This is a genomic window from Amycolatopsis thailandensis (assembly GCF_042723255.1).
Taxonomy (GTDB): Bacteria; Actinomycetota; Actinomycetes; order Mycobacteriales; family Pseudonocardiaceae; genus Amycolatopsis; species Amycolatopsis thailandensis.
On sequence record NZ_JBHXJK010000074.1, the window covers coordinates 1 to 15,270 of the forward strand.

Here is a 15,270-nt window from a genome sequence, read left to right on the forward strand (position 1 = left end):
GGCGCAAGGAAGGGGGCCTTCATGTACTTACCGCTTACTTGGCGTAGGTCAGGCAATTCGCGGCGTGGCCGCCTTCACCCGGGCCGACGCGGACACTCGAAGCGGTGCATTCCAAAGCGGAATTGTGCTTGCAATCGGACCGAGAGCAGGCACCCACCTGCGCGGTCACCCGATCGAGTCCGCCTTTGGTGTTCAGCGGGACGAACGTTCCGCAATCGGCCGAGCCGTTGCCGCCGCCCACCGTGATGGCGAAAGCGTGGCAGCCGTCGTGGTTGTAGGAACATCCGCTGACCGTGCATTCGTGGACTGCGGGCATTTCCGTGGTGGTCATAACGACTCCTGTACTTCGTGGTGGTGGTGTCGTTCGGTATGACCAGGGTTACACCGCTTTCCCCTCGCGGCAATTCGGGGAAATTCATTCACCTCTGGCGAGCAGCCGGTCCAGCCAAGATTCCCGCGCGGCGAGGCACGATCGGGCGACGGCCGATTCCGGCGCGAGGTCGTGAAAACCGTGGAAGGCGCCGCCCCAGACGTGCAGTTCCGCCTCTCCTCCGGCGGCCCAGATCGCACTCGCGTAGGCCACGGCCTCGTCCCGGAACACCTCGACGGCGCCGACGTCGATGAACGTCGGAGGCAATTCGCTGAGATCCGTCGCGCGCGCCGGAGCCGCGTACGGCGAGACGTCCGGCGCGCCCCGTCGCTCCCCCAGGACCATCGTCCACGCCGTCAGGTTGCTGGTCCGGTCCCAGACGCCGACGCCGTCGTATTCCCGCGCCGACACGGTCTCGTTGCGATCGTCGATCATCGGGCATTGGAGCAACTGCCCGGACAACACCGGCCCGCCTCGATCGCGCGCCATCAGCGTGACACCAGCGGCCAGGCCACCGCCGCCGCTCCCGCCGAAGATGACCAGCCGTCCGGGGTCGAAGCCCAGCTCGTCCGCGTGCGCGGCCATCCACTCCAGACCGGCGTAGCAGTCCTCCACCGGCACCGGATGCGGATGTTCCGGCGCCCGGCGGAATTCGACGGTGACCGCGACAGCGTCGTACTTCATCGCCCACTCGACGAGCGGGTGCACCGACGCGAACCGGTCGGCCATCACCATTCCGCCGCCGTGGATGTGATAGATCCCCGGCCCGCCACCGCGGTGGTCCTCGCGCGCGATGACCGAGACCACGATCTCCGCGCCGCCGTGACCGGGGATCGTGTGATCGGTCCAGGTGACCGGGCGATCGCCGATCTGCTCTTCGATGGACGGGAACTTCAACGACCGATAGCGCTCCAGCTGTTCCGTCGTCATGCCGACCGGGACATGCCCCGCCAGCGCGGGCAACACGGCGGCGAGTTCGGGATCGTATGCGGGCTCGACCATCGCGCGAGCCTAGCCACCGGCCGCCGACAATCCGTATACGACGGGGTCAGAGGTCGAGGTCGAGCCGCGAGGACGCACGCGAGACACAGCAGTACATGCGCCCCGGCGGTGCGCCGATGTCGTCGCGGTGCTCCGGTTCACCACCGACGACGCCGATCTCGCAGCTGCCGCAAACCCCTTCGCGGCATCCGGACTGGATCGGGTACCCCGCGTGGCGTAAAGCGTCCAACAAGGACTCCTCCGCCGCGACGGCCACCGTCCGTCCTGATCGGACACAGTTCACTTCGAACGGGGCATTGGGCGCGAATTCCTTGACCACCGGCTGGAAACGCTCAAGATGCAACCCTGGCGCGGGAAACGCCGCCTCGGCCGCGTCGAGCATCGAAGCGGGGCCGCAGCAGTAAACCAGTGCCCGCGGGCCGAGTCTGGCCGCCAAGGCGGCGAAGTCGGGCCTGCCGTGTTCGTCGGTGGCGTGGACCCGCACCCGGTCACCGTAGGCGGCCTGGAGTTCGGCGACGAACGGCATGGTGGCCACCGACCTGCCCACGTACACCAACCTGGCCGAAGTGCCCGCCGCCGCCATCATTGGCAGGACGGGAGTAATCCCGATCCCACCCGCGATGAACAAGTACTCCGGCGCCGGCAGCAAGGGGAAGTTGTTGCGCGGCAACGAGACATCGAGGGTGCGGCCCGCGCGGAGGAACAGGTGGATGTACTCCGAACCGCCCCGGCTGAGCCGGTCGTGCCGGACGGCGACCCGGTAGCTGCCGCGATCGGCCGGATCCCCGCACAGCGAATACTGCCTGGTCAGCCAGTTCGGCAGCGCCAGGTCGACATGCGCGCCCGGCTCCCAAGGGGCCAGCGGGCCGTCGGCCCCGCGCAGGACGAGGGAGACGGTGCCTTCGGCGACCGGCTCGACGCGGTCGAGAATGGTCTGTTGCATCAAGGGAATCACCTCAGTACAGCTGCCGGTAGCTGGTTTCGAGCATCTCCTCCAGCACCGACGGATCGACGTCGAGGCCCATCTGCTCGGTGGCGATCTCGCCCGCGGACGGCAATTCGTCGGCCAGTGCCTGGCTCGCGGGATCCCAGAGCCGGGACCGGACCAGCGCCCGCCCGCAGTGGAAGAACGTCTCGGCGACCTCCACGATGATCGCCAGTTCCGCCGCCTTGCCCTCGGTGCGCATCCGGGCGAGCACGTCCGGTTCGTCGGTGGGATACGCGTGACCGTTGACCCGGAACACTTCCCGCATCCCCGGGACCACGAACATCAACCCGATCCCGTCGTTCTCGGCGAGGTTGCGGAACGAGTCGGCGAGTTTGTTGCCCGGCCGGTCGGGGATGGCGAGGGTGCGTTCGTCGAGCACCTTGACGAAACCCGGGTAGTCGCCGCGCGGTGAGCAGTCGGGCAGGCCGGTCGCGTCCGCGGTCGCCATCGCCACGAACGGCGAATGGGCGATGAACCGGTGGCCGTGCCTGTCGACGCGGTCGTGGACCTTGGCCTTGATCATCGCCTCCGGCTCGCCGAGCCGGGCACGCACCTCCTCGTACGAGATCCGGCGCGGGCGCGTCTCATTGACGAGATAACTGCTGGTCATGGCACAATTATGAGCAATTGTTCAGCCTGCCCGCTACTCGCTTTCAGGCCGCTTCACCGGGAGTGCCATGACGTCGGACCAGCGCCGCATCCAGCCACGTAAACAGCCTCGTCAGGTCCGGGCCGAGCTGACCCGGCAGCGCATCCTCGCCGCCGCTGCTCACATTTTCGCCGAGTACGGCTACGCCGCGGGGACCACGAACCGGATCGCCGAACAGGCCCGGGTTTCGATCGGTTCGCTGTATCAGTACTACCCGAACAAGGACGCGATCCTGGCCGAGCTGCTGACCCGCCACCTCGACGGCGACCGCGGCACCGCGACGCTGCGTCGTTACAAGGAATCGTCCGAATCGCTGGAGAGCATCATCAGGGCGTTCGTGCGCACGGTGATCGACAATCATCTCGACGACCCGCAGCTCCTGCGGATCATGATCGAGCAGGCGCCCCGTTCCGGCGAAATACTGGAGCGGGTCACCCGGGTGAAGTGGGAGATGATCGACGATCTGCTCGATCTGCTCAACGTCCATCCCGAAGTCCGTGTCCAGGACAAGGACACCGCGGCCCGGCTCGTCACGTCGACCGTGGAGCTGACCGTGCATCAGCTCATCGCCGCCCCCGACTCCATCGACCTCACCCGGCTCGAGAACGAACTCGTGGCGATGATCACCGGTTACCTGCGCGCCTGATTTCTTGGGGTTGACCAGGCGCTGAGCGGGTACCCAACGGTGTGATCCGAGCAGAGAACAGGATGCGCGGCCTCGCCGCCCGCTGGCGGCGAAGAGGCGGCGCCCTCGCGTTGGCGTGGACGTTGATCACCCTCGGCCTGGTCGCCATGCTGTGGATGTCGGACTTCCGCGCGTGGCCGGTGTACCTGACGGCGGCGCCGGGTGCCGTCGTGTCGATCCTGCTGTGGGTCGGCGTCGCGCGCGCACGCCGCCGGACGGGCTAGTGCGTCGCGCGCGTGGCGAGCTTGTCGAATTCGCGGTCCGGCAGGGTCCTGTTGAGTTCCAGGAGTTTCTCGGCGAGGTGCCCGACGGCGTAGCGCGTTTCCGGATGGTCCGACTCGATGGCGCCACGGATGGCTTCCACGACGACAGCGGGGTCGGAGCCGTCGCTGAGTCCCGTTTCGCCATGCCTCGCCATGGCTTCCGCCATCGCCCCGTACGCCCCGCCGCCGGAGATCTCCCGCAGCTGCGCGGACGTCCGATCCTCGAACTCGGTCTTGATGATGCCCGGCTGGATGATCACGACGTCGATGCCGAAGGGCTCGACCTCCATGCGCAGCGTGTCGGAGAAGGCTTCGAGCGCGTGCTTCGACGCGTAGTACCAAGCACCGAACGGCAAGGCGATCTCGCCGCCGATCGACGAGACGTTGACGATCGTGCCGGACCGCCGCTCCCGCATGGCGGGCAGCACGAGCTGCACCAGCCGCGCCGGCGCGAGGAGATTGACTTCGAGCTGGTCACGCGCGCTGTCCAGCGGCACGTCCTCGATGGCGCCGTGCAGGACGGTCCCGGCGTTGTTGACCAGGACGTCGATCCTTCCCTGCTCTTCGAGAACGGTGTCGACGGCGCGGTGGAGATCGCCCTCGTCCCGGGCGTCCATCTTCAGCGCACGGCCGCCCGCCGCACGGAGATCGTCCATCTTCTCCACGCGCCTCGCGGCGCCGTAGACCGTGTGCCCGGCGCGCGAGAGCTCCAGCGCGGTGGCGTGGCCGATCCCCGACGAAGCGCCGGTGACCAGGCAGACCGTGGTCGTCATCCCGTGTGCACCTCCTTGTCTCTTCACCGCTCACGAAACACCCGATTTCCATTCTCGACAACGCAAGATCGCTGTATTCGCAGGTGAACCGCTTACAATCGATGCAATGACCATGGAGCTGAATGCACCGGAGCGGGAGAACGCGTGCCGGGAAAACGCCTGACCCAGGACGAGCGCTGGCAGATCGCCTCGGGATTGACCGCGGGCCTCACCTACGCCGAGATCGCCCGCGGGATGGGCCGCCCGAAGTCGACGATCATCCGCGAGGTGGCGCGCAACGGCGGCGCGCACGGCTACCGGGCAGGCCGGGCGCAGCAAGCGACGCGATGGCGGGCACGCCGCCGCAAACCGGGCCCGCCGCCGGTCGCCGAACCCGCCGAACGCACCCCGGAGGCGCTACGGGACTTCGAGACCGAGTTCGCCGGGATGATGGCCGCGACCGGGGTCCCGGCGATGATGGCCAGGGTGCTGGCCTGCCTGTTCACCGGGGACACCGCCGGCAGTACCGCCGCCGAACTCGCCGCCGGGCTGGAGGTCAGTCCCGCGTCGGTGTCCAAGGCCGTCGGCTGGCTGGAACAACGCGGGCTGATCGGCCGCGTACGCGAAGGCAGGCGTTATCGCTACGTCGTCGACGATCAGTTCGGCTACCGGGCCTGGCAGGCCAGTCTCGACGCGATGACCGCGTGGGCGGACGTCACCCGGCGGGGCGCCGGGTTGTTCGACGGTCCGGCCGGGGCGCGTTTGGAGGCCACCAGCCGGTTCTTCCGGCATTTGCACAAGGACATGAGCGAGGCGGCCGAACACTGGCGGCGAACGAGCCTGCGATGACGTCATTTCGACGGTCTCCCGGCGATTCCGGCCGTGCCAGGATCCGGTCATGGGAGTGGTGGTCGCGGCGCTCGCCGCGGGCTGCGCGGTACTGGCGGTGTTCCTCAACGGCGGGGCGGTCCGCCCGGACCGGCCGGATCTCGAAGTGGCGCTGGTCGCCGCGGCGTCGGTACTCGCGGCCCTGCTGACGTTCGGAAAGTCCACCGGGGCGAGGGTTTCCGCGCTGGTCTTCGCGGCAGGCGCCACCGGCTGGGCGATCTACTGCCTGAGCACGGACCTCGGCAGCGGCACCCCGGGGAGTTCGACGGCGGTGCTCGCGATCGCCGCCGTCGTCACGCTGGTGGTGGCGGGCCTTCCACGACCGGTCCGCTGGTGGTTCGCGGTCCCGCTGGTGGCGGTGCTCGCCGCGGGAACGGTGACCGCCGTGACGACCGTGCCCGGGCTGGCCGTGCGGTCCGAGACGGCCGGCCCGGGCACTGTCGTCACCGCGCCGGCGCTCGCCGATCGGGTGACGACCGCGCCGTGGAGCTGGACCCCGTCCTCACCGGTCCTCGACGTGGTCGCGGCGGGGGCCGGGGTGGCGGTCGCCGGGACCGGCGGCGAGGTCACCGCGCTCGACGGGCCGACGGGCGCGGTGCGCTGGACCTACGCCCGCCCCGGTGCCCACGTCCGCGCGCTCGTCCCCACTCCGGACGGGCTTCTGCTGCTGGCCGTCTTCGCTCCTCGCGACGGCGGGAAGGACCGCCACCATCTCACGATTCTCGACGCGTTCACCGGCGTTCCGGTCCAGGAGACGGTGATCGACGACGTGCACGGGCCCGATCTGCTCGCGCCGACCTCCACCGTGCTGCCTTCGCTCACCTACCTGGGGAACAACGACTTCCGCGTCGACGCGTTGGACCTGCGCACCGGAAGCCCGCTGTGGTCGTGGAAGGCGCCCGAGGGTTGCGTCTCCCCGTTCGCGCTGCCCGCGAGCGGCCGGGACGTGGTGCTGGCGGCGCTGCTGTGCCAGGACCGGATCGGCGTGCTCGGCCTGGACGAACGCACCGGCACGCCGCGCTGGGAGCACCGGCTGCCGGTGGCCCGGCCGTCGGACGAGAAGGCCGACTACTACCTGCACTCGTCCCCCGGCGGTGGCAAGGTTTCCCTGTCGCTGCGGTACTCGGGGCTGGCGAGCGGCAAGGAAACCGACGTCGTGCTCGACGCCGCCACCGGCACCCTGCTGTCCACAATGGACTCCAAGGCGCCTGCCCGGATCACGCTCGGCCCGGTGGCCGTCTCCGAACGCGACGAAAACGGGAAGACGACCGCGGCCACGCTGGACGGCGGGACGGCCGTCGACCTCGCCGCCTGCCCGGACCGGCGGGCGCAGGCCACCACGCCGACGGCGTACCTGCGCCTGTGCGGCTCGCCCGGCGGCGGGATGGTGGTGCACCGGCAGGAGCTCGACGGCTCCCCGGCGTCCACTCTCCCGGTTTCGTGGCCGCCGTCCGGGGAACTGATCGGCGGCCTGCTTTCCGGCTCCGGCCGCCACACCCTCGTCCCGGCGCCCGGCGCGCTGGTGGCCGCCCGGGCGGGCGACACCCCGGTCGTCGGGTTTCCCGCGGCCCGTCCGTGAAGGCCTCCTTGCCTACCTTCAGGGTAGGGAAGGAGGCCTTCACGGACCTGGAGACCGAGCCTCACGCAGGGCGACCGTCCAAGCGTCGAGGTAGGCCGACCCGGGCACTCGTGACCGCCGTTCGAAGACCGGACCGTGCGGATCGTCCGTCTCGGCGATCAGCACGTCCTCGCCCTCGCGCCAGATCAGCAAGAGCCAGCATTGGTCGGATTCGAAGAACGGCTCCCGCGGGGTGCCCAGCGGGACGTCGTCGAGCGTCCACCCCCGCAAGGTCACTTCCACGTTGTCCCACCAGGAGAACTCGGCGAGCACCGTGTCGTCACCGCCGACGAACCTCATCCCGTGTCCCAGCCCGCTTCCCCGCGGGAACAAGCGCACGGCGAACCCCTCGACCGGCCTGAACGTACTGGTGTCCAGGCCCGCGATGATGTCGTCCACGATGACGACCTTACGGAGAAAGGGCGGGCGGCCGAAGCCACCCGCCCAGGATTCCGTGAGTCAGCCGCGCTTGAATTCCTCCCAGGTCACCTTCTTCACCTGGGGACCGTCGTCCTTGGCGTGGCTCGCCAGGCCGTTGAGCCCCTTGAAGTAGTCACCGGCCTGGGCCTGCGCCTGCGGCGACATGTCGGTGTCGCTGATCGCGATGCCGTGGATGTGCTCGGCCCAGTCACCCTGGCTCGGGGTGCGGTGCCAGGCGGCGAACCCGACCTCACGCAGGGCCTTCACCGCGGCGGTCTTGTTCGAGATGTTGTTCACCGAGATGTCGACGGCGCCGCCGCCGTCGTGCGTGCCACCCGAAGCGCCGACCCCGCCGGCGTTGTACGAGCCCTGCGTGACGGTGAACTTGACCCCGGCCTTCTTCCCGGCGGCCGCGATCATGTCGGCGGTGCGCTTGTTCACCGTCTTGCCGTTCAGGCTGGTCTTCGAACCGACGCTGATCGGCGCTGTCACGGTGTAGCGGCCCTTGCCCAGCTCGGTCAGGGAGCCTTTGCCCGGCAGCCCGGTGGCGGCCAGGCCGCTGTGCCCCAGCGACTTCTGGTACTTCTCGTACGCCTTGACCGTGGAGGTGCCGAAGTGGCCGTCGACCTGCTTCTTGTCGAGCAGGTTCTTCGCCGCCAGCGCCTCTTCGACGACCTTGACGCTCGGACCGGAGCCCGGCGTGATCGCCTGGTCGGCTTTGTACGGATCCCACATGGCCGCCTTGATCACGGCCTCCATGTTGACCGACGGCGCGGCCACCGCGGGCTGCCCCGCCGTGGCCCCCATGAGCGCGGCTCCGGTCAGAGCGGTGAACGTCGCGGCGGTTGCCACCTTGCGCATGACTGCTCCTTCACTCGGTGCTGCTCCCTGTGAACAGCTCGTGACCGACCTTGCCCTGGGCGAGAGGCCGTCCGGAACCACCTGTACGGAACGTCTGACGTCAAAAACCGCAGGTTGACAGCGTTTGACAGGCCAGGGCCAGGACGATCCCGCTGGTCGGCACGGCGATCGGGACGAAGTTCGCGATATAGTCACCTGGCCGCGCAGAGTGACGAAAATCGTTGTCACGTTGGACACGAACGCGAGGGGAAGCGTGCCGGGAGCGCAAGCGGGAGAACGGACGCCGGAGCTCGAAGCGTTCATGGACGAGCTGCGGAAGCTGCGGACGCGGGCCGGGGAGCCCTCTTTCCGGAAGATGGCCGCGAAGTCCGGCGCGGTGTCCCACGCGACCCTGCACCTCACCGTCACCGGCAGACGGCTCCAGCCTTGGGAGACCGTCCGGGAGTTCGTCCGGGCCTGCGACGGTGACGAGGAGGAGTGGCACGCCCGATGGCAGGGAGTCCAGCTCGTGCTGTCCGCCGAGCGTGCGCCCGAGCCCGCGCCCGCCCGTTCACGATGGCGGTCCAAGCGGGTCCTGGTGCCGCTGGCCCTCGTCCTGGTCGCCGCGATCGCCGCCGTCGTGGTCGTCCTCCTGCCGGGTGACGAGGGCACGCCCGAACCTCCGCACCCCGGCGACTCGAGCAGGTTCGTCGCCGACGTGACCATTCCCGACGACACCGTGGTCAAGCCGGGCACGCAGTTCGTGAAGGTGTGGGAACTCAAGAACACCGGCACCGTCGAGTGGAAGAAGCGGTATCTGCGCCGCACCGACCTCCCGGTCGCGCCCGGCGCCTGCCGCACCCCGGACCGGATCCCGGTCAACGACACCGCGCCGCAGGGAAACGTGCAGGTGACGGTCACCGTGGGCACCCCGCCGACCGCCCCGGCCGACTGCAAGGTGTTCTGGAAGATGGTCGACGAACAGGACCGGGAGCTGTTCCCCGGCAACAGGCCGATCTACTTCTCCGTGCTCGTGCGCTCCTGAATCACGCGTGTCGTCCACCTGATCACGCATGTCGTCCGTCTGATCACGGCAGCGCCACCGGACGACACACGTGATCAGACGGACGACACTTGTGCGTGGACGGACGACACGACCGGAAAACACCTCGTTCGACCGGAAAAGTGCGCTAGCCGACGCATTCCGGGCTGCCTACGCTGAATTCCGCGCAAGAAAATCACCAAATTCCTCGGGAGTCTCCAGTGAGAAAAACGAGAATCGTGTTCTGCGCCTTGTTCGCCCTCGGCGCCACTTGCCTTTCCCCGGCGGCCTCGGCGGCCCCGAACGCGTTCACCCTGTCCAGTACCGCTTTCGCCAACGGCGGTCTCATCCCCAAGGTCCACGAGTGCACCAGCGGCGGCGGCAACGATCCGGCCAAGAAGAACGAGTCGCCACCGCTGGCCTGGTCGGGCGCTCCCGCCGCGGCCAAGAGCTACGCCATCGTGATGCGCGACCTCGACAACAACAACCTCATCCACTGGGTCATCTACGACATCCCCGCGACGACGGCCTCGCTGCCCCAGAACGTCCAGCACGCCTACAAGCCGCCCGTTCCCGCCGGCTCCAGGCAGATCTACTACCGCGGGAGCGCGAGCCTCTACGGCTACCAGGGACCGTGCTCGCCCTCGACCGTGAACACCTACGAGTTCGTCGTGCACGCCCTCAACCAGACGTCGCTCACCACGCTGAACAACACTTCGTCGACGCAGACCGCCGCCAGGGCGATCGCGGCGGCTTCGATCGGCACGGCGAGGATCAGCGGCGAGTCGTAGCTCGGTGACACCGCCGGGATACGCAGAGCCAACCGGTGTCCGCGCCGGTGGGCCCGCTGATCACCCGTGGCAAAATCGGCCCAATGCAGATCGGGATGCTGGGCTCGTTCGAGGTTCGCACGGCTGACGGCGTCCTCGCCGACGTCCCGGGCGCCCGGCTGCGCGGACTGCTGATCGCTCTCGCGCTCGAACCGGGCCGCGTGGTCCCGAAGGCGACGCTGGTCGACTGGATCTGGGGCGAACAGCCGCCCGCCGACGCGACGAACGCTTTGCAGCGCTTGGTTTCCCGGCTGCGGAAGGTACTGCCGGAAGGGGTCGTCGAGGGACAGCCGGACGGTTACCGGCTGAAGGTCGCGCCCGAAGACGTCGACGCCGTGCGATTCGAGCGTCTCGTCGGCCAGGCCCGCGGCGAGGAGGAGCCGAGGCGGCTGCGCGAGGCCCTCGCCCTGTGGCGTGGCGCGGCCATGCAGGATGTCGGCCTCCAGGACAGCGACGCGTTCGACGCGGCGGTCACCCGGCTCGAAGGGCTTCGCCTGACGGCGTTGGAGGACCGGTTCGACGCGGAGCTCGACCTCGGCCACGGCGCGAAACTGGTCACCGAACTGACCGACCTGGCGGCCGCGCATCCCTTGCGCGAGCGGCTCGTCGCCGCGCTGATGAGGGCCCTCGCGGCGACGGGACGCGACACCGAAGCTCTGCTCGTGTACCAGCGCACGCGGGAAGCCCTCGCCGACGCGCTCGGTGTCGACCCTTCGCCCGAACTGTCGGCGGTGCACGTCTCGCTGCTGCGTGGCGAGCTGGGACGGCGGGAGGAGAACCGCAAGACCAACGTGCGCGCCGAGCTGACCAGCTTCGTCGGCAAGGACGCCGACGTCGCCAAGGTCCGTGACCTCGTCGCCGAACACCGGCTCACCACCCTGATCGGCCCCGGCGGTTCGGGAAAGACCAGGCTGGCCACGGAAACCGCACGGACCTTGCTCGGCGACCTGCCGGACGGCGCGTGGCTGGTGGAGCTCGCGGCCATCGGCCCGGACGGCGATGTCGCGCAGGCGACGCTCGCGGCGCTCGGACTGCGGGACGCGCTGCTCGGCGACTCGCCGAACGCCGAACCCGCCGACCGGATCATCGCCGCGATCCGCGACCGCGAAGTCCTGCTGATCCTCGACAACTGCGAGCACGTCATCGAAGCGGCCGCGGCCTTCGCGCATCGCGTCCTCGGGGAATGCCGACGGCTGCGGATCCTGGCGACGAGCCGGGAACCGCTCGGCATCACCGGCGAGGCGTTGTGGCAGGTAGTACCGCTGGCTTTGCCGGAGCCGCACGCCGCTGCCGCCGAGATCGAATCCTCCCCCGCCGTCCGGTTGCTGCGAGACCGGGCGAGCGCGGTGCGCAAGGATTTCGTGGCCGACGAGGCGACGCTGGCCACGATGGCGCGCGTGTGCCGGGTGCTGGACGGGATGCCACTGGCGATCGAACTCGCCGCCGCAAGGTTGCGCACCATGTCCATCGACCAGCTCGCCAACCGGCTCGACGACCGGTTCCGCCTGCTGACCGGCGGCAGCCGGACCGCGTTGCCGCGGCACCGGACGTTGCGCGCCATGGTCGACTGGAGCTGGGAGCTGCTGAGCGACGCCGAACGGACGGTCCTGTGCCGGCTCTCGGTGTTCTCGGGCGGGGCGAGCCTGGAGGCGGCCGAGCACGTCTGTGTGAGCGAAGCCGTCGAGCAGTACGAGGTGCTCGAACTGCTCACCGCGCTGACCGAGAAGTCGCTGCTGGTCGCCGCGGGCGACGAGGCGCCGCGCTACCGGATGCTCGGCACCATCAAGGAATACGCCGAACTCCGGCTCGCCGAAGCGGGCGAATCGGCACTGGCGCGCGACGCGCATCTCGCCTATTTCACCGAGCTCGCCGAGGCAGCCGAGCCGATGCTCCGCCGTGCCGAGCAACTGGAATGGCTCGCCAAGCTCAACGCCGACCACGACAACATCACTGCCGCGATGCGCGGCGCGCTCGCGGCGGCCGAAGCACCGGCGGCGATGCGGCTCGCGGCGGCCTGCGGCTGGTACTGGTGGCTCAGCGGGCACCGCGCGGAAGGCATGGAGCTGGTCAAGGCGGCCGTCGAGACGCCGGGTGACGTGCCCGACGACGTCGCCGCCATCGTGTACGGCCTCGTCTCGCTGTTCGTGAGCTCCGGTTTCGCCGACGAGAACACCGCGTCGAAGTGGATCCACGAGTCTTACCGGCTCAGCCAGAACAGCGAAGACAACCATCCGCTGCTCGGGCTCGTCGTCCCGCTGGTGCGCATGCTGGCCGGTGAGGAAACACTGTCCGCCTGGGAACCCGTGCTGGAGGACGAAAACGCGTGGGTCCGCGCGCTGGGCAGGCTGCACCTCGGCAAGATGCGGATCACGCTCGGCCACCACGGCCCGGAGGCGGAGGTGTACCTCGAACGGGCACTCGGCGAATTCCGGGCCCTCGGCGAACGGTTCGGGATCTCGTTCGCCCTGACCGAACTCGCGGACCGGCTCGCCACCAGGGGCGAGTTCGCGACCGCGTGCGAGTACTACGAACAGGCGATCACGGTGGTGACCGAGGTCGGTTCCGTCGAGGACCTCATCCGGCTGCGGTCACGGCAGGCGGAGCTGTTCTGGCTGATGGGCGACGAGGAGTCCAGCGCCGCCGCCGCGGCCGAAGCACGGCGCCGCGCCGAACAGGTCACCTGGCCGGGAGCGCTGGGCATGCTCGCCCTTTCGCAAGCGGGACTGGCACGCTGGCGCGGCGAGGCCGAGGAAGCGAAGAAGCAGCTGGCCATCGCGTCGGCCGTCATGGGTGACGAAGGGGAACTGGGTCATGTCCGTGCCGTCACCCACGACCTCCTGGGCTACCTCACCGAGGATCTCGGCGAAGCTCGGAAACACCGGGAAGCTGCCTGGCAGGCGGCGGCCGAAGTGCGGCACGTGCCGCTGATCTCCCACATGATCGTGGGAATCGCGGACTTCGCCCTGCGCCGCGACGAGCCGGAGCAGGCCGTGCGACTGCTCGCGGCGGCCGACGAGCTGCGCGGGCTGCCGGATCGGTCGAATCCGGAGATCGCCCGCATCGAGGAGACAGTGCTGCGCCGCCTCGGCGAAGCGAAGTTCGCGGAGGCGGCGCGGGAAGGCACCACTGCGGATTGGCACAAGTTGGTCGAGGTCACGCTCGCTTCTTGAACGTCGAGGACGCCCACAGGTAACCGACCAGCGCGATCCCGGCGCACCAGCCGAGGGCCGGGAACACGTCGCTCGCGGCCGGGGCCCCGTTGAGCAGCCCGCGCAGGGTCTCGATGATCGGGGTGAAGGGCTGGTACTCCGCGAATTCCCGGAGCCCGGGTCCCATCTTCTCGGCCGGGACGATCGCGCTGCTGAAGAACGGCAGCATGACCAGCGGCACGGAGGCGATGCCCGCGGTTTCCGGGGATTTCGCCGCCAGGCCCAGCGCGATCGTGAGCCAGCCCGCCGCGAAACCGAGCAGTACCACGATGCCGACGACACCGAGCCAGTCGAGGAAACCCGCCGACGGCGAGAAACCCAGCAGGAAGGCCACCCCGGTGAGCGCCGCGATGGCGATCAGGTTGGTCAGCAGACTGGCGACCACGTGCCCGGTCAGCACCGCGCCGCGGGAGACGTCCATGACCTTGAAGCGGTTGATGATGCCCTTCGTCATGTCGGAGTTCACCGCGGTCGCGGTGGCCCCGAGGCCGTAGCAGACGGCGAGCAGCATCAGGCCCGGCGTCGCGTAGTCGATGTAGTCGACGCCGACGCTGAACGCGTCTCCGAACACGTACACGAACATCAGCATCATCACGACCGGCATCAGGATCGCGTTGAACACCGAGGTCGGATTGCGGGTCAGATGCTTGAAGTTGCGGCGCAGCATCACCAGCGAAGGAGACTTGGCGCGCGCGGTCGAGGTGGTGGTCTGCGTGGTCATGGTTCGAGTGGTCACAGTGCTGCCTCCGTGTCGTGGCCCGTCAGGGCGAGGAAAACGTCATCGAGATCAGGGGTCTGGACGGAGAACTCTCCGGCGGCGATCGAGTGCTCGTCGAGCCGGTCGAGCAGTGCCCGCAGGGATTTCGTCCCGCCGTCGCTGGGGACTCGCAGGGCCAGCGTCTCGTCGTCCCGGGTGGCGCCGGGGAAGATCCCCGCCGCCGCGTCGAGTTCGGCGACCGTGGTGAACCGGAGCCGGACGTGCGTGCCCGGCATGCGGCGCTTGAGTTCGTCGGGGGTACCGGTGGCGACCAGGTGCCCCTGGTCGAGGACCGCGATCCGGTCGGCGAGCTGGTCGGCCTCTTCGAGGTACTGGGTGGTGAGGAAGATGGTCACGCCGCCGGTCACCAGATCACGGATGATCGACCACATGGTGCGACGGCTGCGCGGGTCCAGCCCCGTGGTCGGCTCGTCGAGGAAGATGATCCGCGGATCGCCGACCAGCGTCATCGCCAGGTCCAGCTTCCGGCGCATACCGCCGGAGTAGGTCGAAGCCGGCTTCTTCGCCGATTCCACCAGGTCGAAGCGCTCCAGCAGGTCGGCCACGACCCGCTTGCCGCCGCCGGCGCGCCGGTTCAGGTCCACCATCAGCTGGAGGTTCTCCTGCCCGGTGAGCAGTTCGTCCACCGCCGCGAACTGGCCGGTGACGCCGATCGCCGCCCGCACCGCCTTGGCGTCGGTCGTGAGGTCGTGGCCCGCGACCCTGGCCGTACCGCCGTCGGCCTTCATCAAGGTGGTCAGCAGGTTCACCGTCGTGGTCTTGCCCGCCCCGTTCGGGCCGAGCAGGGAGAAGATGGTGCCCGCGGGGACCTCCAGGTCGATCCCGTCGAGCACGACCTTGTCACCGAAGGTCTTTCGCAGTCCGGAGACCGCAATCGCTGTGTCGTTCATGGGAGCCACTCTGGGCGGCCCCGCTGACACGGCCCCGCCACGGCGC

Annotated in this window: 16 protein-coding genes; 7 read left to right on the forward strand and 9 right to left on the reverse strand. The window is 69.2% G+C overall.

From position 1 onward, the window contains the following. Positions 1 to 34 precede the first annotated feature (34 nt). From ACFWMR_RS26560 to ACFWMR_RS26575, 4 genes are all read right to left on the reverse strand, one after another. Positions 35 to 331, reverse strand: a complete 297-nt coding sequence (locus ACFWMR_RS26560; RefSeq protein WP_378380316.1) for a DUF1540 domain-containing protein — start codon at positions 329 to 331, stop codon at positions 35 to 37. Positions 332 to 415: 84 nt separating this feature from the next. After that, positions 416 to 1,372, reverse strand: a complete 957-nt coding sequence (locus ACFWMR_RS26565; RefSeq protein ID WP_378380317.1) for an alpha/beta hydrolase — start codon at positions 1,370 to 1,372, stop codon at positions 416 to 418. 46 nt (positions 1,373 to 1,418) lie between these two features. After that, the gene (locus tag ACFWMR_RS26570) at positions 1,419 to 2,315 is read right to left on the reverse strand and encodes a PDR/VanB family oxidoreductase (RefSeq protein WP_378380318.1); all 897 of its coding nucleotides are present in this window, start codon (positions 2,313 to 2,315) and stop codon (positions 1,419 to 1,421) included. Between the two features lie 13 nt (positions 2,316 to 2,328). Next, positions 2,329 to 2,970: an MSMEG_1061 family FMN-dependent PPOX-type flavoprotein gene (locus ACFWMR_RS26575; protein ID WP_093936579.1), complete on the reverse strand. Its 642-nt coding sequence runs from the start codon at positions 2,968 to 2,970 to the stop codon at positions 2,329 to 2,331. 67 nt (positions 2,971 to 3,037) lie between these two features. Between ACFWMR_RS26575 and ACFWMR_RS26580 the strand changes: the two genes are divergently transcribed. Together ACFWMR_RS26580 and ACFWMR_RS26585 are read left to right on the forward strand one after the other, a co-directional pair. Next, entirely contained in the window at positions 3,038 to 3,655 is a 618-nt protein-coding gene (locus tag ACFWMR_RS26580; protein ID WP_378380319.1) for a TetR/AcrR family transcriptional regulator, read from the forward strand. Between the two features lie 62 nt (positions 3,656 to 3,717). After that, positions 3,718 to 3,918 carry a hypothetical protein gene (locus ACFWMR_RS26585; RefSeq protein ID WP_378380321.1) on the forward strand — a complete coding sequence of 67 codons (201 nt, stop codon included), beginning with the start codon at positions 3,718 to 3,720 and terminating at the stop codon, positions 3,916 to 3,918. Here the strand turns inward: ACFWMR_RS26585 and ACFWMR_RS26590 are convergent. Beyond that, complete coding sequence (locus tag ACFWMR_RS26590) at positions 3,915 to 4,730, reverse strand: oxidoreductase (protein ID WP_378380322.1); 816 nt, start codon at positions 4,728 to 4,730, stop codon at positions 3,915 to 3,917. The two genes, ACFWMR_RS26585 and ACFWMR_RS26590, sit on opposite strands and share 4 nt — an antisense overlap. A gap of 144 nt (positions 4,731 to 4,874) precedes the next feature. Between ACFWMR_RS26590 and ACFWMR_RS26595 the strand changes: the two genes are divergently transcribed. Both ACFWMR_RS26595 and ACFWMR_RS26600 read left to right on the forward strand, forming a co-directional pair. Continuing rightward, entirely contained in the window at positions 4,875 to 5,558 is a 684-nt protein-coding gene (locus ACFWMR_RS26595; RefSeq protein ID WP_378380323.1) for a GbsR/MarR family transcriptional regulator, read from the forward strand. Positions 5,559 to 5,607: 49 nt separating this feature from the next. Next, positions 5,608 to 7,176 (forward strand): outer membrane protein assembly factor BamB family protein, encoded by a 1,569-nt coding sequence (locus ACFWMR_RS26600; protein WP_378380324.1) that lies wholly within the window; start codon positions 5,608 to 5,610, stop codon positions 7,174 to 7,176. A 39-nt stretch (positions 7,177 to 7,215) separates the two neighbouring features. Here ACFWMR_RS26600 and ACFWMR_RS26605 read toward each other — a convergent pair whose 3' ends face one another. Together ACFWMR_RS26605 and ACFWMR_RS26610 are read right to left on the reverse strand one after the other, a co-directional pair. Further along, on the reverse strand, positions 7,216 to 7,614 hold the full coding sequence (locus ACFWMR_RS26605) for a hypothetical protein (RefSeq protein WP_378380325.1): 399 nt from the start codon (positions 7,612 to 7,614) through the stop codon (positions 7,216 to 7,218). Between the two features lie 60 nt (positions 7,615 to 7,674). After that, positions 7,675 to 8,496: a peptidoglycan-binding domain-containing protein gene (locus ACFWMR_RS26610; protein ID WP_093936572.1), complete on the reverse strand. Its 822-nt coding sequence runs from the start codon at positions 8,494 to 8,496 to the stop codon at positions 7,675 to 7,677. Between the two features lie 229 nt (positions 8,497 to 8,725). On the opposite strand from ACFWMR_RS26610, the gene ACFWMR_RS26615 reads away from it, so the two are divergent. The 3 genes from ACFWMR_RS26615 (at position 8,726) to ACFWMR_RS26625 (ending at position 13,517) form a co-directional block, all read left to right on the forward strand. Then, positions 8,726 to 9,520, forward strand: coding sequence for an NBR1-Ig-like domain-containing protein (locus tag ACFWMR_RS26615; RefSeq protein ID WP_378380326.1), 795 nt, complete (start codon positions 8,726 to 8,728; stop codon positions 9,518 to 9,520). Between the two features lie 236 nt (positions 9,521 to 9,756). Next, on the forward strand, positions 9,757 to 10,308 hold the full coding sequence (locus ACFWMR_RS26620; protein WP_378380342.1) for a YbhB/YbcL family Raf kinase inhibitor-like protein: 552 nt from the start codon (positions 9,757 to 9,759) through the stop codon (positions 10,306 to 10,308). Positions 10,309 to 10,391: 83 nt separating this feature from the next. Continuing rightward, positions 10,392 to 13,517: a BTAD domain-containing putative transcriptional regulator gene (locus ACFWMR_RS26625; protein ID WP_378380327.1), complete on the forward strand. Its 3,126-nt coding sequence runs from the start codon at positions 10,392 to 10,394 to the stop codon at positions 13,515 to 13,517. Here the strand turns inward: ACFWMR_RS26625 and ACFWMR_RS26630 are convergent. Then, entirely contained in the window at positions 13,501 to 14,223 is a 723-nt protein-coding gene (locus tag ACFWMR_RS26630) for an ABC transporter permease (protein ID WP_208636036.1), read from the reverse strand. The genes ACFWMR_RS26625 and ACFWMR_RS26630 overlap by 17 nt on opposite strands. Before the next feature lie 65 nt (positions 14,224 to 14,288). Then, positions 14,289 to 15,224 (reverse strand): ATP-binding cassette domain-containing protein, encoded by a 936-nt coding sequence (locus tag ACFWMR_RS26635; protein ID WP_378380328.1) that lies wholly within the window; start codon positions 15,222 to 15,224, stop codon positions 14,289 to 14,291. Positions 15,225 to 15,270: the final 46 nt, after the last annotated feature.